Source organism: Pseudomonas sp. ANT_J12, from assembly GCF_008370045.1.
Taxonomy (GTDB): domain Bacteria; phylum Pseudomonadota; class Gammaproteobacteria; order Pseudomonadales; family Pseudomonadaceae; genus Aquipseudomonas.
Window position 1 is genome coordinate 760112 of record NZ_VOBN01000001.1, and the last position, 23128, is coordinate 783239.

General features: G+C 60.8%; 17 protein-coding genes. 9 read left to right on the forward strand and 8 right to left on the reverse strand.

Translation table 11 applies throughout. The features are described 5' to 3' along the window. Positions 1-110 precede the first annotated feature (110 nt). From FQ192_RS03760 to FQ192_RS03780, 5 genes are read left to right on the forward strand one after another with little or no spacing between them, the layout of a single operon-like run. Positions 111-2177: a type VI secretion system tip protein VgrG gene (locus FQ192_RS03760; RefSeq protein ID WP_149657416.1), complete on the forward strand. Its 2067-nt coding sequence runs from the start codon at positions 111-113 to the stop codon at positions 2175-2177. Then, complete coding sequence (locus tag FQ192_RS03765) at positions 2174-2869, forward strand: DUF4123 domain-containing protein (RefSeq protein WP_178128996.1); 696 nt, start codon at positions 2174-2176, stop codon at positions 2867-2869. The genes FQ192_RS03760 and FQ192_RS03765 overlap by 4 nt, the downstream gene beginning before the upstream one ends. After that, complete coding sequence (locus FQ192_RS03770) at positions 2866-6591, forward strand: toxin VasX (protein ID WP_149657418.1); 3726 nt, start codon at positions 2866-2868, stop codon at positions 6589-6591. The genes FQ192_RS03765 and FQ192_RS03770 overlap by 4 nt, the downstream gene beginning before the upstream one ends. Continuing rightward, positions 6591-7655, forward strand: coding sequence for a hypothetical protein (locus FQ192_RS03775; RefSeq protein ID WP_256672219.1), 1065 nt, complete (start codon positions 6591-6593; stop codon positions 7653-7655). Before FQ192_RS03770 ends, FQ192_RS03775 begins: the two co-directional genes overlap by 1 nt. After that, entirely contained in the window at positions 7645-8211 is a 567-nt protein-coding gene (locus tag FQ192_RS03780; RefSeq protein WP_149657419.1) for an AP2/ERF family transcription factor, read from the forward strand. Before FQ192_RS03775 ends, FQ192_RS03780 begins: the two co-directional genes overlap by 11 nt. A 179-nt stretch (positions 8212-8390) precedes the next feature. Here FQ192_RS03780 and FQ192_RS03785 read toward each other — a convergent pair whose 3' ends face one another. The 8 genes from FQ192_RS03785 to FQ192_RS03820 form a co-directional block, all read right to left on the reverse strand. Then, a complete protein-coding gene (locus FQ192_RS03785; protein WP_149657420.1) occupies positions 8391-9392 on the reverse strand; it encodes a PleD family two-component system response regulator in 1002 nt (333 codons plus the stop codon). 48 nt (positions 9393-9440) lie between these two features. Continuing rightward, positions 9441-10451: a chemotaxis response regulator protein-glutamate methylesterase gene (locus FQ192_RS03790; protein ID WP_149657421.1), complete on the reverse strand. Its 1011-nt coding sequence runs from the start codon at positions 10449-10451 to the stop codon at positions 9441-9443. Next, positions 10448-12739 (reverse strand): hybrid sensor histidine kinase/response regulator, encoded by a 2292-nt coding sequence (locus FQ192_RS03795; RefSeq protein WP_149657422.1) that lies wholly within the window; start codon positions 12737-12739, stop codon positions 10448-10450. The genes FQ192_RS03790 and FQ192_RS03795 overlap by 4 nt, the downstream gene beginning before the upstream one ends. Next, entirely contained in the window at positions 12736-13419 is a 684-nt protein-coding gene (locus FQ192_RS03800; RefSeq protein ID WP_149657423.1) for a chemotaxis protein CheW, read from the reverse strand. Before FQ192_RS03800 ends, FQ192_RS03795 begins: the two co-directional genes overlap by 4 nt. Continuing rightward, positions 13416-14690 (reverse strand): CheR family methyltransferase, encoded by a 1275-nt coding sequence (locus tag FQ192_RS03805; RefSeq protein WP_149657424.1) that lies wholly within the window; start codon positions 14688-14690, stop codon positions 13416-13418. The genes FQ192_RS03800 and FQ192_RS03805 overlap by 4 nt, the downstream gene beginning before the upstream one ends. After that, the gene (locus FQ192_RS03810) at positions 14687-15223 is read right to left on the reverse strand and encodes a chemotaxis protein CheW (RefSeq protein ID WP_149657425.1); all 537 of its coding nucleotides are present in this window, start codon (positions 15221-15223) and stop codon (positions 14687-14689) included. The genes FQ192_RS03805 and FQ192_RS03810 overlap by 4 nt, the downstream gene beginning before the upstream one ends. Next, on the reverse strand, positions 15223-16845 hold the full coding sequence (locus tag FQ192_RS03815) for a methyl-accepting chemotaxis protein (protein WP_149657426.1): 1623 nt from the start codon (positions 16843-16845) through the stop codon (positions 15223-15225). Before FQ192_RS03815 ends, FQ192_RS03810 begins: the two co-directional genes overlap by 1 nt. A gap of 356 nt (positions 16846-17201) precedes the next feature. Next, the gene (locus FQ192_RS03820; RefSeq protein WP_149657427.1) at positions 17202-17924 is read right to left on the reverse strand and encodes a tellurite resistance TerB family protein; all 723 of its coding nucleotides are present in this window, start codon (positions 17922-17924) and stop codon (positions 17202-17204) included. 208 nt (positions 17925-18132) lie between these two features. Between FQ192_RS03820 and FQ192_RS03825 the strand changes: the two genes are divergently transcribed. From FQ192_RS03825 to FQ192_RS03845, 4 genes are all read left to right on the forward strand, one after another. Further along, on the forward strand, positions 18133-19047 hold the full coding sequence (locus FQ192_RS03825; protein WP_149657428.1) for a LysR family transcriptional regulator: 915 nt from the start codon (positions 18133-18135) through the stop codon (positions 19045-19047). Positions 19048-19149: 102 nt separating this feature from the next. Then, the gene (locus FQ192_RS03830) at positions 19150-20637 is read left to right on the forward strand and encodes a gamma-aminobutyraldehyde dehydrogenase (protein WP_149657429.1); all 1488 of its coding nucleotides are present in this window, start codon (positions 19150-19152) and stop codon (positions 20635-20637) included. Between the two features lie 110 nt (positions 20638-20747). Beyond that, positions 20748-21899, forward strand: coding sequence for a putative ABC transporter substrate-binding protein YdcS (gene ydcS, locus FQ192_RS03835; RefSeq protein WP_149657430.1), 1152 nt, complete (start codon positions 20748-20750; stop codon positions 21897-21899). Between the two features lie 190 nt (positions 21900-22089). Next, complete coding sequence (locus FQ192_RS03845; protein WP_149657431.1) at positions 22090-23127, forward strand: ABC transporter ATP-binding protein; 1038 nt, start codon at positions 22090-22092, stop codon at positions 23125-23127. The last annotated feature ends 1 nt before the right edge of the window (position 23128 follow it).

A 23128-nucleotide genomic window follows, 5' to 3' on the forward strand; every position in this document is an offset into this window, starting at 1 on the left:
CCTACCCGATAAAAAAATTCTTCCCACACCAGTAACAGAATCCCCCTGCATCAACCCCGCATTCACTCATTCACAGTCCCGCCCTTCTAAATCAGCACAAGGGATGTGTGATGTTCGGCCCTGCCCATCAAGCCTCTTTCCTCCTGGACATCAAGGGTTTTACCCACGACCTGCACGTCCTTGAGTTCAACGGCAAGGAAGCCATCAGCCAACCCTTTCGCTTTGATCTGAAACTGGTTAGCGAACACCCCGGCCTGGATCTGGAAAGCCTCCTGCATCGCCCGGCATTCCTGGGTTTTGATCGCCATGGCGCCGGCATTCATGGTCACGTGTACAGCATCGGCCAGGGCGACGCTGGCAAGCGTCTGACTCAATACCAAATCTCCTTGATGCCCAGCCTCGCCTACCTGGGCCACCGTTTCGACCAGAAAATATTCCAGAAACGCAGCGTGCCGCAGATCATCGCCCAAGTCCTGGAGGCCCAGGGCATCCTCGGCGATGCCTACCGCTTTGCCCTCGGCACGGATTACCGCCCAAGGGATTATTGCGTCCAGTACGGCGAGAGTTGCCTGCATTTCATCCAGCGACTCTGCGAAGAAGAAGGCCTGCATTACCACTTCGAGCACAGTCGCGAGGGGCATGTGCTGGTGTTCGGGGATGATCAAACGGTATTCCCCAGGCTGCATCGCCCTACCCCATACCTGCAGGACAGCGGACTGGTCGCCGATGAACCGGTGATCAAGGCCTTTACCCTGGCGATGGAAACCCGCCCCACTGCAGTGACCCGTCGCGACTACGATTTCGAAAAGCCCTTGCTGCAACTGGAGAGCGCGGCGAAAGATCCTTCGCCGCCACACCTCGAAGACTACGGCTTTCCCGGCCGCTTCACCGACCGTGAACAGGGCAAACACCGTGCAAGGCGAGCCCTTGAACGGCATCGCAGCGATTATCGGCAAGCCACCGGGCGTAGCGATCAGCCCATGTTGCTCAGTGGCCACTTCCTCCCCCTGACCGGCCACCCGCGCCAGGAATGGAATGACTTGTGGCTGTTGACCGAAGTCATCCATGTCGGCCAACAACCGCAAGTGCTTGAAGAGTCAGGCACCAGCCCCCCAAGCGGCGACTTTGCTCAAGGCTACCGCAACACCTTTCTCGCCATACCGTGTCACACGCCGTTCAGGCCTGCGCTCGACCACCCCAAAACCACGATCAACGGCTATCAGCACGCCGTGGTCTGCGGCCCGCCCGGCGAAGAAATCCACTGTGACGAATACGGTCGAGTGCGCATTCAGTTTCCCTGGGACCGCGACGGTGACCACGATGACCATTCCAGTTGCTGGGTGCGCGTGGCCAGCAACTGGGCCCACGACCGTTATGGCAGCGTGCTGATCCCGCGCGTGGGCATGGAAGTGATCATCGGTTTCTATCAGGGCGACCCGGACCAGCCGTTGGTCGTTGCCTGTCTGTCCAACGGCGCCAATCGCCCCCCGCTCGACCTCCCCGCCGAGAACACCCGCAGCACCTTCAAGACCCAAAGCAGCCCGGGCGGCGAAGGGTTCAACGAACTGCGCATCGAAGATCGCAAGGGAGCCGAGGAAATTTCCGTCCGCGCCCAGCGTGATTACCGGCAACACGTGTTGAACGATGAGCGGATTCAAGTCGACAACCAGCGCAGCATCGTGGTCGGGGGAAACGCTCGACATGAGCTGCGCGACGAAGAACAGCACATCGCTCACGGTGACCGGCGCACGGAAATCCGCCAGGACGATCGCCTCACGGTGCATGGCGAGCGCCATGTTCGCGCCACCAGCCATCGGCTGAGTGCTCAACAGCAGGTCCACCTCAGCGCCGATCAAAACATCGTCATCGATGGCGGCGCCAGCGCCACGATCCAGGTGGGGGGCGCGTGGATCACGATCAATTCCACAGGGGTTTTCAGCAGTGTGCCCATTCAGGTGGGCGGTGCACCAATGCCACTCATGGCAGCGGCCCCGGTGGTACTCGAGCCAAGCGAACCGCCCCTCCCCGAAACGGTTTCAACCGCTCTACTCAAACAACTACTCGGCAACGAAGCATTGATTGAACTCTGCCAGATGCCCAGCGGCGGTACGCCGATGGACTGCCCGCTGAGCGACTGCCAATGCCGCAAGGCCCTGGGCTATGGAAATCGCTCATGAATACATGGATTTTGCTGGAGCGCCCCGCCGCGCAGCTCGAAACGCTCTATCGTCTGGCGACACATGCCGACACCCAAAAGCTGTTCACCGGCACGTCACTCGGCGGTTTCGCCGAACACAGCCCGCTGCTGGCCAGGCTGAACAACCAACCGACGCTCACTCAGGCCATCGAGCAAACCCCGGCGCAGTGGCCCGGCCTGCTGATCGAAAGCACCTGTGACACGCCCTCGGTACTCGCGCACTTGCGCCAGATGCTGTTCGTCAACTTCGACCAGCAACGCAAAGGCGTGCTGCGCTACAGCAACCCGACCGTCGCCAGCTATTTTTTTGCCGCATGTACCGCGCAAGACCTCAGCCTGTGGCTCGGCCCGATCAAGAGTCTGCGCTGGTTCGGTGCGACGTGGGCCACTCAAGCGACAGGCGAAGCTGGCTGGCAGCGGTTGAACAACCTCCATGCGAACGACTGGCGCATTGAACGGACACACCGGGCAATGGTGCTGAGCGTCGCCCAGGAAGAAGCCTTGACGCGCCAGCGCAACGAGCAGTTTCTTTTCCACTGGTGGCAGCAGCATCCCCGGCATTCATTCGCGCACGCCCATGAACTGCTGGAGCAAGCCCTGACTCAAGGCATCGACGACAGCGACGCCATCAGCGATTACCTGAGCACCCACTGCGCGCAGGTTCAGTTATGACGCGCCTCGGGAAGATGACCAATGGCCCCATCTGCGAGCGCGACAAACTGATTGTCCAGGTCATTGGCACCGGGCATTCAAAAAACCAGCGACTGCTGATCGTCGATCAGTCCGGCGTCGAACCGCTTCAGGCCCTGACCGATGAGGCCGTGCGTGAAACGGAGCGTTCGACCAGCGTCCACAGCGAGCTGTTTGTGTGGGATTGGTCGGCGCAGTTCAAACATCAGTTGTGGCTCGAAATTGCCACCACCCAAGGACCGTCGATTCGCCTGCCGTTGCTGGAGGACGTGCGTGTCACCCCGCGGCAACTGGAAACCCAGTGGAACCAGATCGTACCGATCCTGCCTTTCGTCGCGCTGCCCGGGACTCGCAGCCGACATGACCTCGGCACGCCGGTCCTGTGCCGCAGTGGCTATGTCTATGTGTTTTACCGCGATCGTCTCTGGCGTGAGCTCGAGGTGCGGCAGGACGGCGAATTGACGACTTACCGCGACATCGATCTGCAGGCGTATCGCCAAGACCCGGCACTCAGCATCGACTACCGACAGGCCAACGGTGTCGATCTCAGCGACATCTGGCTGCCCGCGACCTGGAACAACCAACCCGCCGAAGCCGTGCAACTGTGCTTCAGCGAAATCCAGCTCAGCGCCGCACGCATTAAACGACTTGAGGAAGACCCGGCGTTGCGCGCCCAGCGCTGTCAGAGCCCGGCGTTGAAGTGCGAGAGCCGGACGCTCGAACGGCTTTTCCACCAGCAGCCCGATGGGCCGGCGATGCTGGAAGCTTTCAGTGGTTTCAACCTATGGGATGCACAAGCGTCCGATGCCGCGACGAAAGCCGGCGTTACCTGGCGCAACCTGGCTTCGCGAGCCTTTCCGGTCAGCCTGATCGCCCCGCAACGGGCACGCCAAAGCGGTTTCGAATACGTGCTGGAGCATCCGGGGCGTTACGTCTGCGACCTCTCGGGGCAATTCGCGGCGCAACGCAAAACCGAAGCCAGGGCCTGTCTTGATCAGTGGGAGCAAGGCGCCACACCTGCGTTACCTGCAACGTTTGAAAGCAGCGCCTGGGCGGATGGCCTCGCCACGTTGCTGGATCAATTGCGAGGAGAAACCCCCGCCACCGATGAAGCCGACCTCTGGCAACCTCAACCCACCGTCACCGATGTGCTGGAAACCGCTCGCCAACGGCGCGTGTGCGGCGTGTTGCTGGAAGACCCGCGCTACCGCGTGCGCCATCTGGTTTCACAGGTCCAGCAGCAACAACAATTGCTGACGTTGTATGCCGAGCGCGCCAGCCTGCACCCGCATCACGCCAGCGCGGTCATGGTCCAGCAACTGATCGTGCCGGCGACGATCAGCGGGCAGAAAAACCCGTTGCATGCCTGTTTCGACAAAGTGAAAGAGGCCGGCCGTCGCGACATCAATCGTTTCACCGCCACCGCCGAACGCGCCTTGCTCTGGCAACAACTGAACATGGCGCAGGCCCTGCTTGCCGAGTGCCTGCAACAACCGGTGACCCAGCAAACCCTCGCCGATCATTTGAGCCTTGAGGGCTTTGATTACCTGGCGGCGTTGTTTGCCGTGAGTCAGGTGTTCGCCAGCCTCGCCACCGTGCCCGCGCAACTTGATCCGCTGGCCCGCAATGGCGATGTCACCAATGCGCTCACCGGTTTGAGCCTCTACAGCCCGCAGGCCAGTGTCGGCCAGACGCTGCTCAATGCCATCGCCCACGACTCGGCGCACCCACTGCACCGGATGCTTTGGCCGGCCGTTGATGAAGCCGCGCTGGCTACACCTTATGTGCCGCCCACCGAGAAAACGGTCAACGAGGGCGACGGATGTCTACGCGCCCAACACCTCGCCGTATTCGAAAGCGAGCCCGGCCCTTACTACCCGCAAGTCGAACACCTCGACGGGCATTTGCTGGAAGGGTTACTGGCCAGCGGCAGCCTGAACAGCACCCTCACTGGGCAATCGAAAGCGGCGGCCAGCACGTTGGTCAGCATCTACGAAAACCTCGCTGGCTCTTTAGAAACCGCCAGCAGCGCGGTGATGGCACAGGTCGCACACGCCCCCACCAGCGCTTACCTGCATGGACTGGGCGTGGGACTGTTACGCAGTTTGATGCCCAAGACCTTTGGTGAAATGCACTTCATCAATCGCCGGGATGCGGATCCGCAGCGCTACCACCTCTTTGGTTTGTCCGATGTACCGACTGGGGATCAGCGGCCTCGGCGGGTGATGGGGGAGTATCTGGATGCTCAGGGGCGGCCGTTGAAGGTCGGGAGTGCCGCTGATGCTTTCGAGACACCGAGCACTCAACGCATGGGTCATTACAAGCTGGTGGTGATGCCGGTGGATCACCCGACAGTGCGCAGCCTTAGTGCGCTGAATCAGCGGATTAATGCGGTGCATAAAGAGGATGTGGAGGCTCGGGGGATGGACAACGCGAAAGTGAAAGGCGCGTTGCAGCAGGGTGTGGATGGGCATGCGGATCTGGCAAATAGCCGGGTTTATCGGGTGTTGAACTCGTTGCCGTTTGCGGCGGGGGTTTTGATGTTGGAGGTTTGGAATGTTAGGACGGAGTGGGAAGGTAGGGAGCAGTTAAAACGAGAGAAAGGTTCATTACGCGTAGGTTTATCTTTCGCGGGGGCCAGCATTGATCTGGTTATTGCGCTAGAGATGTTGACGGTAAAAATTGCCGGTACCAAGTCTGTTTGGGCGGTTGGCCGTAAGGTTCTTTTTACTTTTTCAGAGGAGGCTGTGAAAAAAACTTTAGGAACTCGAGCAGCAACGTATTTAGCAAAGGAGTTCACCGGCCGGATACTTGCCCAAATTGGCTCTGGGTTAATTCTTTCAGCTATTTGCCTTGCAGACGCCTGGTATGCGTGGACATGGGGCGATGATGCCGGATGGGGATATCTGATGATGGCCGTGGGTGGAGCAGTTAGTGCTCTTAGTAGCCTGATTGTTCCCACAGTCACCTTTCTTGGTCTTGGTCCGGCAGGTTGGGTAGCGCTGATATTGATTGTAATTGGCGCCGGAATGGCTTGGTGGCTAAGCGACAAGCCTATTGAAGAATGGCTGGTTAATGGCCCTTTCGGCACGCAAGTTCATTCAGACAATGTGCATCTGCTAGATCCGCAGAGTAGCTTTTACTACCTGATCAGTTTGTTTGCCGACATTCGCATCAATGTGGGGCCCAACCCCGAATTCGTCCCCAATGCTAAACACGACATTCACGCAAAGACGCCTTTTCAGGTTATCTCGTCCAACACTTGCATTCGCATTGAAAGCAACTTAGCGGGCCTGCTTTCAAATTTGGGCACGCTCAATGTCAATGCTCACTGCCGACTCAATACATTCGAAGTCAGAGGTGGACGCATCAAAAGTGAAACCGTAACGTTCAAAAAACTGATTAACAGTCAACTTGCTCCGCCTAAAGCACAAAGACTGCTTCCGCAGGGCTTGGAACTTTTTTTCGCAACCCCACCGAGCTATGCCTTTGACTTAGCGACACGCTCACCTGGCATTGAGCAGCAATGGCAAGTTAGAGCGCAATGTGTACTGGAGCAAAAAAATCAGCGCTGGCACTTTCCTGCGCCACCGCCAAAGGATGCAACGCCATTTGATGCCCCCCACAAAAAACCGAACTTCGACAGCGTAGGCGAACTTTATTGGGCTGACGAATTTACAAACAAATCCCGGAACAGTAACTGATGACTGACGAATCGTGGTACGCCCAGACTGCCTATGGATGGAATGAGGTACCCCAACAAGAACGCTCGGCTGAACGCCCATGGATTATGCGCTTCGCGAAGGTCAGACTGCCGTGGGGCAATACGGATGAAGTCACGGCTACAAATCTTTTCGAAAAATTCCCACCAAAAGAACTTCGTCTCCATGAAGGCTTCAAGAAAGAGCGTGAAAAGCAAATAGCCGAAAACATCTATGATCCGACCCCATACGGACATATTGATTTTCATATAAGGGATGATAACGAACGGTTCAGATATGCTCTTCTTCCCGCAAGCTCTCACTTCTGGATGTATATGTCAGGAGGGGGACGATTCATGTTTTTTCTACTTTTCATTGTCAGCATACCTTCCTATTTCGCAGTTGTTAGCGCAGGGCACGAGCCTATTTTGGAGTCAACCAAAACTATCTTTATCCAACTATTTTCCTGGCTTCTCGGCCTACCACTCCTATCCTGGACCATCGGTTCAACAGTCATAAAACACTTCCCAAACCTCTGGCTAAAACCCTCCCGAGGCCCCATCTGGGAACTCAACCGCCGCACCGGTCTGGTCACCGTCTTCGACTACAAAAACAACGGTGAATATAAAAAGAACGGCACCATCGGTGAACTCACCGCGCCGTTCTACGAGTTTGATGCCTACATCGCCACGTCCCCGGACAGTCAGGGCATGCCGATGAATGTGCTTTACCTCGCCCATCGCTACCGCAACATCATGATCAATTTCGGCGCACTGCTCTGTCCCGGTCCCGAGGTACAACCCGCGTGCGCCCTGTGGGATTTCATCCAGAACTACATGGACGTCAGCCGCCCGTTGCCGGACCTGCCGCAATACGAGGAATACCGCCACCTCGACCCCACCACCGCCGAATACGACCGCCTCACCGGCCGCAACCCGCGTTTCTGGATCGACATGGACGATGCGACGTTCAAGCAGGTGGTCAAGGAGATGCATCGACGCGTCGCCAGCATCGACACGTTTCAACGCCCGAACTTGATGGCCAGGTATGTGACCTATGTCGACTGATAAGACACCACCCGATAACGGGGCCCTTCCGCTCACAGATAACCCGGATGCACCCGGAAGCACCAACGACTACGCCATCATCAAAGTCCGCCACAAAAAGTCGGGCGCCATGGCTTGGCGGGTGTCGTTGTACCGGGATGGCGTCTTGAAGGTACACAAGGAATTTACGTTCATCCGCCATGGTGGTGAGCGTGAGGCGCGTTGCGCTGCCGAGCGGTTTCGCAATGAGCAGATGCTGCGTTTCCCACCACCACTGAGCTGCATGGTCCGGCAAAAGTTGCGTGTCACTAACACCAGTGGCCTGGCGGGTGTTTCACGACAAACGAACGGCAAGAACACCTATTGGATTGCGCAAACGACGACTCGCCAAGGCAAAAAACTGTCCCGGTCATTCAACGTGGCAACGTTCGGGGAGGCACAGGCGAAACACAAGGCTATCGAGGCGAGGAAGGAGCAGTTAGCGACTATTGAGCATCGAGCCTTTCGTCATCGAGGTGGCGAAAAACTCCACGCTGAATTGCTGCGGACGGTCGCTACATCGGCGAACGATGAATGAACAGTGGCGAGGGAGTTTGTCGGAATGCCGCACCACCTCGTTCGGCTGCGAAGCAGTCGTGAAACCTGCTTGCCGGATATGACTGTGTGAATGCAGAGGGCCGCTTCGCGACCCAACGGGCAAGCCCCCTCGCCACAGGGTGCGCGCGAGCCTGGAGAACTTCTACACCGGCCGACCCGCTACTCAATCCCCACCTGATTGCGCCCATTGTTCTTCGCCAGATACAGCCCCTTATCCGCCGCCGAGATCAACTGCCGGCAATCACTGCCCGCCTGCGGGGTAATCGTCGACAGGCCAATACTGATCGTCAAATTCGCCCCCTCCGCCGGGAACACATGGGGAATCTTCAACGCCGCCACGGTCTGGCGCAGTTTCTCCGCCACCAGCCGCGCGCCGCCCGGCGAAGTGTTGGGCAAGACCAGCGCAAACTCTTCACCGCCGTACCGCGCCGGCAGGTCCGACGGTCGGGCGCTGGCGTCGCGGATGGCCGTGGCGACTTTGCGCAGGGCTTCGTCACCTTCCAGGTGGCCGAAGCTGTCGTTGTAGGACTTGAAGTAGTCCACGTCGATCATCAGCAGTGACAGTTGAGTCTGGTCCCGCAATGAACGTCGCCACTCCAGTTCCAGATATTCGTCGAAGTGCCGGCGGTTCGACAGGCCGGTCAGGCCGTCGGAGTTCATCAGGCGTTGCAGAACGAGGTTGGTGTCGAGCAACTGCTGCTGGCTGACCCGCAACGCCCGATAAGCGGCGTCACGCTGGAGCAAGGTCATGTAGGAGCGCGAGTGGTAGCGGATGCGCGCCACCAGTTCGATGTTGTCCGGCAGTTTGACCAGGTAATCGTTGGCCCCGGCGGCGAACGCCGCGCTTTTGATCAGCGGGTCCTCCTTGGTCGAGAGCACGATGATCGGGATGTCCTTGGTCGCCGGGTGGTTGCGGTATTCACGCACCAGGCTCAAACCGTCGAGACCGGGCATCACCAGGTCCTGCAGGATCACCGTCGGCTTGATCCGGATCGCCTGGGCTATGGCCTGGTGCGGATCGGCGCAGAAGTGGAAGTCGATGTTCTCTTGATTCGCCAGACCGCGCCGAACCGCCTCGCCGATCATCGCCTGATCGTCCACCAACAACACCATGGCGGCGTTTTCATCGGTCTTGAAGTCGTCGAGCTGTAAGTCATTCATGTGCGGTCACCTGAGTACTACTTGGGCCAGGATTGCTGTGAAAAGTCTTCATTTGGGGAAAATCTCCAGCAATCGTGGCGCTATCTTGTCCAGTGGGCGAATTTCCACGGCGGCGTCGATGGCCGCAGCCGCTTTCGGCATGCCGTACACCGCACTGCTGTTCTGGTCCTGCGCGATGGTCAGGTAGCCCTGTTGGCGCATGAGTTTAAGCCCCTGCGCACCATCACGACCCATGCCGGTCAGCAAAACGCCCACGGCGTCGCCGTTCCAGTAACTGGCTACGCTCTCGAAAAACACATCGATCGAGGGCCGGTAAATCTCGTTGACCGGTTCGGCGGTGTAGGCCAGCGTCCCGTTTTTCAACAAGCGAATATGGTGGTTGGTGCCGGCCAGCAACACCGTGCCGGCCTGGGGCGGTTCGCCTTCCAGGGCCAGGCGCACGTTGAGGCCGCTGGCGCTGCTGAGCCACTCGGCCATGCCGGCGGCGAATACCTGGTCCACGTGCTGCACCAGCACGATGGCTGCCGAAAAATCCCGTGGCAGGCCCTTGAGCAATAATTCCAGTGCCGCCGGTCCGCCCGCAGACGAGCCGATGGCCACCAGTTTTTGCCGCGAACCCGAACTGCGCAGCGGGCTCGGCGCCGAGCGAACCCGATTGCCCTTGTCGCCGATCAGCCAGCCGATGTTCATGATCTTGCGCAGCAACGGCGCCGCCGCTTCCGCCGGGTTGCCGGCGCCGATGGCCGGCGTGTCGACCACATCCAGCGCACCGTGGCCCATGGCTTCGAACACCCGGTGCACGTTCTGCTGGCGGTCCACCGTGACAATCACAATGGCGCAGGGCGTATCGGCCATGATGCGTCGGGTCGCTTCCACGCCGTCCATCACCGGCATGATCAAGTCCATCAGGATCAGGTCCGGCGTCTGTTCGGCACAGCGTTGTACGGCCTCGGCGCCATTGCTGGCCACCCAGATCACCTGGTGCGCCGGTTCGAATGCCAAGGCGCGGCGCAGGGCCTCTACCGCCATGGGCATGTCGTTGACGATAGCGATTTTCATGCCCGCGCTCCTCCGATGAGCTCGACCACTGCATCGAGCAGGGCGTCGTCATGAAAACTGGCTTTGGCTAGATAATAGTCGGCTCCGGCGTCCAGTCCACGACGACGGTCTTCTTCGCGATCTTTATAGGACACCACCATCACCGGCAGCGATTGCAGGCGGTTGTCCCGGCGCAATAAAGACACCAGCTCGATGCCGTCCATGCGCGGCATGTCAATGTCAGTGATCAGCAGATCAAAATCCTCCGAACGCAGGGCGTTCCAGCCATCCATACCGTCCACGGCCACAGCCACGTCGTAACCGCGATTGAGCAGCAACTTGCGCTGCAACTCGCGCACGGTCAGGGAATCGTCCACCACCAGAATCCGCTTGCGCGTCGCTTCCGCCGCCTGGTTACTTTGGCGGGCAATGCGCTCCAGACGCCCGGTGTTGAGCAGTTTGTCCACCGACCGCAGCATGTCTTCGACATCAACGATCAACACCACCGAACCGTCGTCGAGCAAGGCTCCGGCGGAAATATCCTGAATCTTGCCCAGACGCTCATCCAGCGGCAATACAACCAAGGTCCGCTCGCCAATAAAGCGTTCAACCGCCACGCCGTAGATCGCATCGCGCTCGCGAATCACCACGACCTTGAGGGTTTGCTGGCTGTTCTGGCTCGCCGGGCGCTGCAACAACTGACTGGCCGCCACTAATCCGACGTGCCGGCCTTCGTACCAGAAGTGCTGGCGACCTTCGAGCTGGACGATGTCTTCCGGCTCCAGGTCGCACATGCGTTCGATGTGCGCCAGCGGAAAGGCGTAGGCCTCGTCGCCGACTTCCACCACCAGGCTGCGCACCACCGACAGGGTCAGCGGCACTTCCAGATGGAAACGACTGCCCTCGCCCGCCGTCTGCTCCAGCACCACCGCCCCGCGCAACTGCCGGACCATGTGCTGAACCGCATCCAGACCGACGCCGCGCCCGGAAACTTCGGTGACTTTGTCCCGCAGGCTGAAACCCGGCAGGAACAGGAACGTCAGCAATTCTTCTTCGCTCAACTGCGCGGCGGTTTCCGCCGGGGACAGTTGCCGCTCGATGATGCTGCGGCGGACCTTTTCCAGATCAACGCCATTGCCGTCATCGCTCAGTTCCAGCACCAGCAGACCGGCCTGGTGCGAGGCGCGCAGACGGATCAAACCTTCAGCCGGCTTGCCGGCCAATAACCGTTGTTCCGGAGTTTCAATGCCGTGGTCCACGGCGTTGCGTAGCAGATGGGTCAGCGGTGCTTCGAGTTTTTCCAGCACATCGCGGTCGACCTGGGTCTTTTCGCCTTCGATTTCCAGCCGCACCTGTTTGCCCAGATCGCGACCGAGGTCACGGACCATCCGCACCTGCCCGGTCAGCACGTCGGCAAACGGGCGCATGCGACAGGCCAGCGCCGTGTCGTACAACACCTGGGCACGTTGACTGGCATGCCAGGCGAATTCATCCAGTTCAGCGTTCTTTTCCACCAGCAATTGCTGGGACTCGGCCAACAAACGGCGGGCATCGTCCAGCGCTTCCTGGGCTTCCAGGCTCAGGTTCTGGTCCTTGAGGTGGACGTTGAGGTTTTCCAGGGCACGCAGGCCATTGCTTTGCGTGCGTTTGAGGCGCTGCATCGTCGCCAGGTGCGGTTTGAGCCGCAGGGTTTCCACCAGGGATTTGCTCGACAGGTCGAGCAGGCTGTTCAGGCGTTCGGCGGTGACCCGCAACACCCGCTCACCGTTTTCGGTGGTGCGTTTGTTTTTGCGCGGCGGCTCGGCGGGGGCGACCGGCAGCGACTCGACCACCGGAATCGGCACTTCGACCACGGGCGGCTGCACCTGTTGCTCGTCCATGAACGGTGCAATCGGTGTGCTGATCGGCGGCGCCAGCGCCATCGGATCGAGCAAGCGCCCCATCAGCGCCACGTAGGCGTCGATTTCCACCGCCGAAGGCGCGTTGTGTGGGGTGGCGATGCGCATCAACAGGTCGGTGCCCTGCAACAACGCATCGATGTGCTCGGGCCGCAGATAAAGCCGCCCTTCCTGGGCGCTGACCAGGCAATCTTCCATCACATGGGCCACGCTGACCCCGGCATCCACGCCGACAATCCGCGCCGCGCCCTTGAGCGAGTGCGCCGCGCGCATGCACGATTCCAGGTGATCGGCCTGGGTCGGATCGCGCTCCAGGGCCAACAACCCGGCGCTCAGCACCTGGGTCTGGGCCTCGGCTTCAAGGCTGAACAGTTCCAGCAAAGAGGCGTCGCGCATTTGCTCGGGGGTCATGTGAGGCTCCGGGTCACGGCGGACAGCAACTGTTCTTCATCCAGCCAACGCAGGCTGCGACCTTTGAATTGCAACACGCCACGGGTGTATTTCGCACTGGCCTGGGCGCCGGACTGGGACGCGGCATCGAGGATGCGTTCGTCGATGGCGTGAATCCCGTCCACTTCATCCACCGGCACCACCACCGGGCCACCGCGAGCGGCGATGATCAGCATGCGCGGCATCACCCGCCCACCGGCCGGTGCGTTGTTGGTTGCGTCGAGACCGAGCAACTCCACCAAAGACAAACACGCGACCAACGCACCGCGCACATTCGCCACACCGAGCAAGGCCCGGGAACGCTGGTGCGGCAAGGAGTGGATGGTTTGCAGCGGCGCCACTTCCACCAGGCTGCGCGTGGCCAGGCCCAGCCATTCTTCGCCGAGGCGGAACATCAGCAGCGAGCGGGTTTTGACGTCGGTTTCGACCGCGGTCGCCACTTGCTCGTGATCTTCCTGCTGCAAGGCGTAGCGGTCGAGCAAGCGGGTGGCGGCGGCGGAATACACCGCGCAATTGCGGCAATGAATGTGCTCGGTCAGCAACGGGCAGGACTTGTCGCCGTGGATGCCGATGCGGTTCCAGCAGTCGTCGATGGCCTGGGCATCTTCATGGGTGACGCTCAAGGTGTCGGAGATGCTCATCGTTTACGCTCACTGTCAGCGGCGCGCTCACTGCGGGCGGCGCGGTCCTGCAATCGTTTGGCGCCCGCCGTGTCGCCCTGGGATTGCAGCAAGGCCGCCAGGTGCATCAACGCGTCGGGGTGCTGTGGTTCGAGGTACAACGCCTTGCGATAAAACCCTTGGGCTTCCAGTGCGCGGCCGGCCACATCGCTGAGCAATCCCAGCCAATAAAACACCTGAGCCACCGGTTCGTGGCTGCGCAGGTAACTTTCGCAGGCGGCGCGGGCATCGGCACTTTTGCCTTCGTTGGCCAGCGCGGCAATGTTCGCCAGCAGTGAGGCGGCGTCGGGGTTAGCGGTTTTCACCGTCGCGGGCAGCGGCACCACCGTTGCGAACGGACGGCTGCGCACTGGCGGCGGGGTCACGCTGCGCACCGGTTGGCGCACCGGCAGCGGCGTCGGCACGAATGAAGACGGATAAGGCTCGGGCTCCGGCGCACTTTGGCGACTGAACGCGAAGGACTGCGGGATACCAATCGAACGCATGCCCAGACGCCCGAGCAAACTGCCCTCCGCCGGGCCGATAAACAGCACGCCATCGACGTGGGTCAGGCGTTTGAGCACTTCGAACACTTGTTGCTGGGTCGGCTGGTCGAAATAGATCAGCAAGTTGCGACAGAACACGAAGTCATAGGGCGGCTCACTCGCCAGCAAGGCCGGATCCAGCAGGTTGCCGACCTGCAAACGCACCTGTTCCAGCACCCGTTCGCTGAGTCGATAACCGTCCTCTTCGGCGCTGAAATGCCGCTCGCGAAAGGCGATGTCCTGCCCGCGAAAGGAGTTTTTGGTGTACAGCGCGCGCTTGGCTTTCTCTACCGAAAGCGGGCTCACATCCATGCCTTCGACCTTGAACTGATGGGGCTTGAGCCCGGCATCGAGCAAGGCCATGGCGATGGAATACGGCTCTTCGCCGGTGGAACACGGCAGGCTGAGAATCCGCAGGGCGCGCATGTTGTTGATGTCGGCCAGGCGTTTGATTGCCAGTTTCGCCAGGGTGGCGAAGGATTCCGGGTAACGGAAAAACCAGGTTTCCGGGACGATCACGGCTTCGATCAACGCCTGCTGCTCATCCCGCGAGCCCTGCAAGGTGTGCCAGTACTCATCGGCGGTCAGCGCCTGGGACGCCGTGGTGCGCTGGCGCACGGCGCGCTCGATGATCGCCGGGCCGACCGACGCGACGTCGAGGCCGATGCGGTCCTTGAGGAAATCGAAAAAGCGCTGGTCGCTGCTCATGGCTGCTCCCCAAGCGATGCCAGGTCCAGGGGCGGCAATGGGAACAGCAGCGCCCGCACCTGATCGTCCAGCAGGTCGGCAACCCGCACCCATTGCAGTAAACCCTGGGCATCCTTGCGCACCGGGCCGAGGTACGGCGCCTGGGGATTGTCCAGGCCATAGGGCTGAAAATCCGCCGGGTTGCAGCGTAGGGTGTCGGTGGCCTGTTCGAGGATCAGCCCGAGCAATTGTGCCGGCGTCGACTCGTCCGGCCGATAGTGCACCAGCACCAGGCGCGTACTGGTGCGGGCCTGGGCCGGTTGGCCGAACGTCAGGGCGCTGAGGTCAATCACCGGCACCACCGCGCCGCGATAGGCGAACACCCCGGCCACCCAATCGGGGGCCCGGGCAATCGGCTTCAACGGCAGGCGCGGCAGCACTTCCGCCACCTCGATGGCTTGCAGGGCGTAGCGCTCGTTACCGACGCGGAACACCAGGAACAACGCCTGCTTCGCCGACACCACGGCAGGGCGTTTGGCCGCGAGTTCGCTCATCAGACTTTAAATCGCGAGACGCCGCTGCGCAGCCCGACCGCCACCTGACTCAGTTCGTCGATGGCGAAACTGGCCTGGCGCAAGGACTCGACGGTCTGGCTGCTGGCATCGCCCAACTGCACCAGCGCGTGGTTGATCTGTTCGGCGCCGGTGGCCTGGGCCTGCATGCCTTCGTTGACCATCAACACCCGCGGCGCCAGCGCCTGGACTTGGTGGATGATCTGCGACAGCTGCTCGCCGACCTGCTGCACTTCGGACATGCCGCGGCGCACTTCCTCGGAGAACTTGTCCATGCCCATCACCCCGGCGGACACCGCCGACTGGATCTCACGCACCATTTGTTCGATGTCGTAAGTGGCCACGGCGGTCTGGTCCGCCAGACGTCGCACTTCGGTGGCAACCACGGCAAAACCGCGACCATATTCACCGGCCTTCTCGGCCTCGATGGCGGCGTTGAGCGACAACAGGTTGGTTTGGTCGGCGACCTTCACGATGGTCACCACCACTTGATTGATGTTGCCGGCCTTCTCGTTGAGGATCGCCAGTTTGGCGTTGACCAGATCCGCCGCGCCCATCACCGAGTGCATGGTGTCTTCCATGCGCGCCAGGCCTTGCTGCCCGGAACCGGCCAGCACCGAGGCCTGATCGGCGGCGGTGGAGACTTCGGTCATGGTGCGCACCAGGTCACGGGAGGTGGCGGCGATTTCTCGGGACGTCGCGCCGATTTCAGTGGTGGTAGCGGCGGTTTCGGTAGCGGTGGCTTGTTGTTGCTTGGAGGTGGCGGCGATTTCCGTCACCGACGTGGTGACCTGCACCGACGAGCGCTGGGCCTGGGACACCAGGGCCGTAAGCTCGGTCATCATGTCGTTGAAGCCGGTTTCCACCGCGTTGAATTCGTCTTTACGCTCCAGATTCAGGCGACTGCTGAGGTCGCCAGTGCGCATGATTTCGAGGATCTGCACGATGCGGTTCATCGGCGCCATGATTGCGCGCATCAGCAGCAGGCCGCAGAGGCCGGCGGCCAGCACCGCGATCAGCAGGGAAACGCCCATGATGATCTTCGCTGTGAGCACGGCGTCATCGATGTTGGCCATGTCCTGGTCGGCCACGGCTTTGTTTTCACGCAGGATATCGTTGAGCTTCATGCGCCCGGCCGTCCAGGTCGGGGTCAGTTGCTCGTTGAACATCTTGATGGCCTCGGCTTCCTGATTGCGCTTATGCAAATCAAGTACTGCGGCGAGGGTCTTGTTGTACTCCTCATGGAGTTTTTCGAAGGCGGCGAATTCGACCTTGTCTTCCGCCGTGGTGACGGTTTTGCGATAGCTGTCCATCGCATCGACCACGCGTGCTTCGAAGCTTTTGAAGTCGGCGGCGTCTTCGGCACTGATGCCCTGCCCTTCCTTCAAGCCGAGCATTTCCTGGGTCTGGAGAAAACTGTCGACCCAGGCGCCACGGATGGTCGAGCTGTAATACACCCCGGGCACTGCGTCTTCACGCACGCTTTCTTCACTGGCCTCGATCTTCAGCAACCGGGAATACGAGACGACGACCATCAACAGCATGATGGCAATAATGACCGCAAAGCTCGCCAAGATGCGTTGGCGCAACGTCCAGTTCTTCACAGTATGTCCTCGGGGCCATTTTCAAATGCTGCGGAGTATAGCTGAGGGCGGTGTTTCATTTATAAGACGGATGCGCGTCGCCCTCCGCCCCGGGGGTAAATAGCCGGGACGGGCTCTGGAATGGGACTTTCCGCTAGATGGGGGGAAGGTTGCCAGTGGTGATTTGGCAGAAAGGGGCCGTGGAATGGTCATGGGGGGATGGGTTTAGCTCAAAGGCGCGAAATTGATCCTTCCCACGCTCCGCGTGGGAATGCAGCCAGGGACGCGGAGCGTCCCAAATGGACGCGGAGCGTTCAAAGAGGCATTCCCACGCGGGAGCGTGGGAACGATCAGATCATAGGTGTTACGGGCATCGCTTACATTGCAGCCTGGCGCACCTGTTTCTCCAGCTCCGCCTTCAAACCCGGTTCAAGCTTCAATTGCCGCGCCAGTTCATCGAGGTAGGACTTCTCCATGAAGTTCTCCTCATCCACCAGCATCACGCTGGCGATGTACATCTCGGCGGCCATTTCCGGGGTGCTGGCGGCGCGGGCGACGTCGCTCGGGTCGAGGGGTTTGTTGAGTTCGGCGTGCAGCCAGTGTTGCAGTTCCTGGTCGTTATCGAGCTTGGTGAATTCACCTTCAATCAGCGCCCGTTCACGCTCATCGACATGACCGTCCGCCTTGGCCGCTGCGACCAGGGCCTTGAGAATCGCCTGGCTGTGCAACTCGACCTGCGCTGGCGGCAAGCGGTCGACCGTTTGCGGCTCGGTCTTCGGTGCCGTGCCCTGCTGGGCCTGCCAATTACCGTAGGCCTTGTAGGCAATCACGCCCAGCGCGGCGAGACCGCCGTAGATGGCGACTTTGCCGCCCACCTTGCGCACCTTCTTGTTCCCCATCAGCAGCCCCATCGCCCCCGCCGCCAACGCACCACCACCCGCCCCCGAGAGCAAGCCACCGAGGCCGCCCGAGCCACCGCTGCCGCCTAGCAAGCCGCCCAGGCCGCCGGCAGAAGGCTTGTTTTGATGACCGCCAGACTTTTTCTGCAACAGGTCCTGGCCGGATTTGAGTAACTGATCGAGCAATCCACGGGTGTTCATTTGCTGCCTCCACGAATTCGGGGTAACTGGATCAATAAGGCCATCAGCCTAGATCGAAAGTGCCCAGCGACCGGCGACGAGAGTGCTTCCAGATGTTGCCCGCGCTTTTCAACTTGCCGCTTGAAGCTCACTACTTGCGCCAGCACCTCAAAAAAATAGATATACACTCGAACAAATCTATAAAAACCGCCCACCGGGTACCTTTCCGATGATGACCCTGCGTCAGATCCGACATTTCATCGCCGTGGCCGAGACCGGCTCAATCTCCGCCGCCGCGCAAACCGCGTTCATTTCCCAATCCACCCTGACCCTGGCGATCCAGCAACTGGAGCAGGAAATCGGCGTCATCCTGTTCAACCGACACGCGAAGGGCATGACCCTGACGCACCAAGGGCATCAATTCCTACGCCAGGCGCACTTGATTCTGGCGACCGTCGATAACGCCAAACGCAGCCTGCAACAGAGCACCGATCAGGTCGCCGGGCAGTTGATCGTCGGCGTGACCAGCCTGGTCGCCGGTTACTACCTCGCGGATCTGCTCACGCGATTCCAGCGCGCCTACCCCAACGTCGAAATTCGCGTGATGGAGGACGAACGCCCGTACATCGAGCATTTGCTGGTCAGCGGCGAAATCGATGTCGGGGTGCTGATCCTCTCCAACCTCGAAGACCGCCACGCCTTGCAAACCGAGGTCCTGACCCATTCGCCCCACCGCCTGTGGCTGCCGGCCCAGCACCCGTTGCTGGAACACGACAGCATCAACCTCGCCGATGTCACGCGCGAGCCGCTGATCCAGCTCAATGTCGATGAAATGGACCGCAACGCCCAGCGCATGTGGTCGGCGGCGTCGCTGCAACCGCGCATCACCTTGCGAACCGCCTCCACCGAGGCCGTGCGAAGCCTGGTGGCGGCCGGATTAGGCGTGTCGATCCAGCCCGACATGACCTATCGCCCGTGGTCGTTGGAGGGCGACATCATCGAAGCCCGACCCATCGCCGACCTCAGCCAGACCCTCGACGTTGGCCTGGCGTGGCGCCGTGGCACTGCGCGGCCGGCGCTGGTCGATCCGTTCCTGACCGTCGCCCGCGAGCAGCCCCATGGCGGGCGCAAGCCATCTATTTAATCGAACGCCACCTTCAGTATTTAGAATTTGTCGACCTCGGGCTCGCGCACTAGTCTTGTTACATCTTTATAAGACGGCCGGGCCCCAGTCACTGGGAGCACCATGGCCACACAAGAAAAGAGAACCCGAAAAATGGCTGGCGCGCAGACCCCGTTGTTCACCGCGTTGTTGATCGATGGCGAGTTGGTCGCGGGCCAGGGCTTTGTCGAGCCGATCCTCAACCCCGCCACCGGCGAAGTGCTGACGCACATTGCCGAAGCCAGCACCGAGCAAGTCGAAGCCGCGATCCTCGCCGCCCACCACGCCTTCGCCAGTTGGTCCCGCACCACCCCGCAGCAACGTTCGAACCTGTTGCTGGACATCGCCAACGCCATCGAAAAAAACGCCGACCTCCTCGCCCGCCTCGAATCCCTGAACTGTGGCAAGCCGTTGCACCTGGCCCGCCAGGACGACTTGAGCGCGACGGTGGATGTATTCCGCTTCTTCGCCGGGGCCGTGCGCTGCCAGACCGGCCAGCTCAGTGGTGAATACCTGCCGGGCTACACCAGCATGGTGCGGCGCGATCCGATTGGCGTCGTCGCGTCCATTGCGCCGTGGAACTACCCGATCATGATGGCCGCCTGGAAAATCGCCCCGGCCCTGGCCGCCGGCAACACCCTGGTGTTCAAGCCTTCCGAACATACGCCGCTGTCGATCCTGGCCCTGGCGCCAGCCCTGGCCGAGATCCTGCCGCGCGGGGTGATCAACATCATCTGCGGCGGCGGTGAAGGGGTTGGCAGCCATTTGGTCAGCCACCCGAAGGTGCGCATGGTCTCGCTGACCGGCGATATCGTCACCGGGCAAAAAATCCTGCAAGCCGCCGCAAAAACCCTGAAGCGCACGCACCTCGAACTCGGCGGCAAAGCCCCGGTGATCGTGTGTAACGACGCGGACATTCAAGCGGTGGTCGAAGGCGTGCGCACCTACGGCTATTACAACGCCGGCCAGGACTGCACGGCGGCGTGCCGGATTTATGCACAGGCCGGGATTCATGACCGTTTGGTGGCCGAATTGGGCGCGGCGGTCAGCAGCCTGCGCTTCGCCGGTAAGCGGGATGCCGACAATGAAATCGGTCCGCTGATCAGCACGCGCCAGCGTGACCGCGTGGCCAGTTTCGTCGAACGCGCCCTCGGTCAGCCGCACATCGAGCGGGTCACTGGCGCGGCGGTGCACTCCGGTGCCGGCTTCTATTACCAGCCGACCTTGCTCGCCGGCTGCAAACAGAGCGATGAAATCGTGCAGCGCGAAGTGTTCGGACCGGTGGTCACCGTCACCCGTTTCGATGAACTCGCGCAAGCGGTGGACTGGGCCAACGATTCGGAATACGGCCTCGCCTCATCGATCTGGACCCAGAACCTCGACAAAGCCATGCAGGTGGCGGCGCGCTTGCAGTACGGCTGCACCTGGATCAACAGCCATTTCATGCTGGTCAGCGAAATGCCCCACGGCGGCCTGAAGCGTTCGGGCTACGGCAAAGACTTATCCAGCGATTCGCTGCAGGACTACAGCGTGGTGCGGCACATCATGGCCCGGCATGGCCGGGAGCTTTAAGCGGCAAGCTACAAGTCAAAGCAGATCGCTGTTTCTTGCAGCTTGAAGCTTGCCCCTTGCAGCTACTCTTTACTCTTAACAAAAACCTAAAAAACAAAGAGGTGTGTCCCATGTTCGCGCACAAGACCGCACTGCTTAGTGCAATCACCACTGCATTGCTCGCCAGTGCCAGTATCCAGGCCGCCGAACCGCTGAAAACCGTCGGTGCCGGCGAAGGTCAGCTGGATATCGTGGCCTGGCCGGGCTACATCGAACGTGGCGAGAGCGACAAGGCCTACGACTGGGTGACCGGTTTCGAGAAGGAAACCGGCTGCAAGGTCAGTGTGAAAACCGCCGCCACTTCCGATGAAATGGTCAGCCTGATGGCCAAGGGCGGATACGACCTGGTCACCGCGTCGGGCGATGCCTCGTTGCGCTTGATCGTCGGCAAGCGGGTGCAGCCGATCAACACGGCGTTGATTCCGAACTGGAAGAACATTGACCCGCGCCTCAAGGACGGTCCCTGGTACGTCGTTAATAAACAAACCTACGGCACGCCCTATCAATGGGGCCCCAACGTGCTGATGTACAACACCAATGTATTCAAGACCGCGCCGGACAGCTGGAGCGTGGTGTTCGAAGAACAGACCTTGCCGGACGGCAAGTCCAACAAGGGCCGGGTCCAGGCGTACGACGGCCCGATCTACATCGCCGATGCGGCGCTGTACCTCAAATCGACCCGTCCGGAACTGGGGATCAAGAACCCCTACGAACTCAACGAAACGCAGTACAAAGCCGCGCTCGACCTGCTGCGCAAGCAACAACCGTTGATCCACCGTTACTGGCATGACGCGACCGTGCAGATGAGCGACGTCAAGAACGAAGGCGTAGTGGCATCCAGCACCTGGGGTTACATGGTCAATGGCCTGGTGGCCGACAAGCAGCCGGTGGCCTCGGTGATTCCCAAAGAAGGGGCCACAGGCTGGGTCGACACCACGATGATGCATGTCGATGCCAAGCACCCCAACTGCGCCTACAAGTGGATGGACTGGTCGCTGCAACCGAAAGTGCAAGGCGACGTATCGGCGTGGTTCGGCGCACTGCCGGCAGTCCCTGAAGGCTGCAAGGCCAGTGAGCTGCTCGGTGCCGAAGGGTGTGCGGCCAATGGTTACGCCCAATTCGCCAACCTGGCCTTCTGGAAAACCCCACAGGCTGAAGGCGGCAAGTTCGTGCCGTACAGCCGCTGGACCCAGGACTACATCGCGATTATGGGCGGCAGGTAACACCAACTGATCGTTCCCACGCTCCGCGTGGGAATGCATCACTGGACGCTCCGCGTCCATTCGCGCAGTCGTGACGCAAAGCGTCACCGGCTGCATTCCCACGCAGAGCGTGGGAACGATCATCACTGAAGAACTCAGAAAGTCAGGCAGGGCCGCTGCGACGACCCTCGCCTTTTTGGAGCACCGCACCATGACGCTTGCAGTCCAGTTCACCAACGTTTCCCGGCAGTTCGGCGAAGTGAAGGCCGTTGACCGGGTTTCCATCGATATCCAGGACGGCGAGTTCTTTTCCATGCTCGGCCCTTCCGGCTCGGGCAAAACCACGTGCCTGCGCCTGATCGCCGGGTTCGAACAACCGAGCACCGGCTCGATCCGTATTCACGGCGAGGAAGCCGCCGGGCTGCCGCCGTATCAGCGTGACGTCAACACCGTGTTCCAGGATTACGCACTGTTCCCGCACATGAACGTGCGTGACAACGTCGCCTACGGTTTAAAGGTCAAAGGTGTCGGCAAGGCCGAACGCCTGAAGCGCGCCGAAGAAGCCCTCGAGATGGTCGCCCTCGGCGGCTACGGCGAGCGCAAACCGGTGCAACTGTCCGGCGGCCAGCGCCAGCGTGTGGCGTTGGCCCGCGCGTTGGTCAATCGCCCTCGCGTCCTGTTACTGGATGAGCCGCTGGGCGCTCTCGATCTCAAGCTGCGCGAACAAATGCAGGGCGAATTGAAGAAGCTGCAACGCCAGCTCGGCATCACGTTTATCTTCGTCACCCACGACCAGACTGAAGCGCTGTCGATGTCGGATCGCGTGGCGGTGTTCAACAAGGGACGCATCGAACAGGTCGATACCCCGCGCAATCTGTACATGAAACCGGCGACCACCTTCGTCGCGGAATTCGTCGGCACCTCCAACGTGATTCGCGGCGATCTGGCCCGGCAGTTGAGCGGCAATCCGCAGCCGTTTTCGATTCGCCCAGAGCACGTGCGCTTCGCCGAAGGTCCGCTGGCCAGCCATGAAATCGAAGTCAGCGGTTTGCTCCACGACATCCAGTACCAGGGCAGCGCCACCCGCTATGAAGTGAAGCTGGAAAACGGCCAGGTCCTGAACATCAGCCAGGCCAACGTGCAATGGCTGGACACCAGCGCCCAGCACCAGACCGGGCAACGCATCAGCGCCCGTTGGGCTCGCGAGGCCATGATCCCGCTGCACGACAACGTTGCTGGCGGGGTGTGAG

Coding starts and splice junctions, on each gene's coding strand:
- FQ192_RS03785 (WP_149657420.1), bottom strand. CDS start 9,392: ATGAATGACTTACAGCTCGACGACTTCAAGACCGATGAAAACGCCGCC.
- FQ192_RS03825 (WP_149657428.1), top strand. CDS start 18,133: ATGATGACCCTGCGTCAGATCCGACATTTCATCGCCGTGGCCGAGACC.
- FQ192_RS03770 (WP_149657418.1), top strand. CDS start 2,866: ATGACGCGCCTCGGGAAGATGACCAATGGCCCCATCTGCGAGCGCGAC.
- FQ192_RS03775 (WP_256672219.1), top strand. CDS start 6,591: ATGACTGACGAATCGTGGTACGCCCAGACTGCCTATGGATGGAATGAG.
- FQ192_RS03795 (WP_149657422.1), bottom strand. CDS start 12,739: ATGACCCCCGAGCAAATGCGCGACGCCTCTTTGCTGGAACTGTTCAGC.
- FQ192_RS03760 (WP_149657416.1), top strand. CDS start 111: ATGTTCGGCCCTGCCCATCAAGCCTCTTTCCTCCTGGACATCAAGGGT.
- FQ192_RS03790 (WP_149657421.1), bottom strand. CDS start 10,451: ATGAAAATCGCTATCGTCAACGACATGCCCATGGCGGTAGAGGCCCTG.
- FQ192_RS03845 (WP_149657431.1), top strand. CDS start 22,090: ATGACGCTTGCAGTCCAGTTCACCAACGTTTCCCGGCAGTTCGGCGAA.
- FQ192_RS03820 (WP_149657427.1), bottom strand. CDS start 17,924: ATGAACACCCGTGGATTGCTCGATCAGTTACTCAAATCCGGCCAGGAC.
- FQ192_RS03810 (WP_149657425.1), bottom strand. CDS start 15,223: ATGAGCGAACTCGCGGCCAAACGCCCTGCCGTGGTGTCGGCGAAGCAG.
- ydcS (WP_149657430.1), top strand. CDS start 20,748: ATGTTCGCGCACAAGACCGCACTGCTTAGTGCAATCACCACTGCATTG.
- FQ192_RS03765 (WP_178128996.1), top strand. CDS start 2,174: ATGAATACATGGATTTTGCTGGAGCGCCCCGCCGCGCAGCTCGAAACG.
- FQ192_RS03805 (WP_149657424.1), bottom strand. CDS start 14,690: ATGAGCAGCGACCAGCGCTTTTTCGATTTCCTCAAGGACCGCATCGGC.
- FQ192_RS03830 (WP_149657429.1), top strand. CDS start 19,150: ATGGCCACACAAGAAAAGAGAACCCGAAAAATGGCTGGCGCGCAGACC.
- FQ192_RS03800 (WP_149657423.1), bottom strand. CDS start 13,419: ATGAGCATCTCCGACACCTTGAGCGTCACCCATGAAGATGCCCAGGCC.
- FQ192_RS03780 (WP_149657419.1), top strand. CDS start 7,645: ATGTCGACTGATAAGACACCACCCGATAACGGGGCCCTTCCGCTCACA.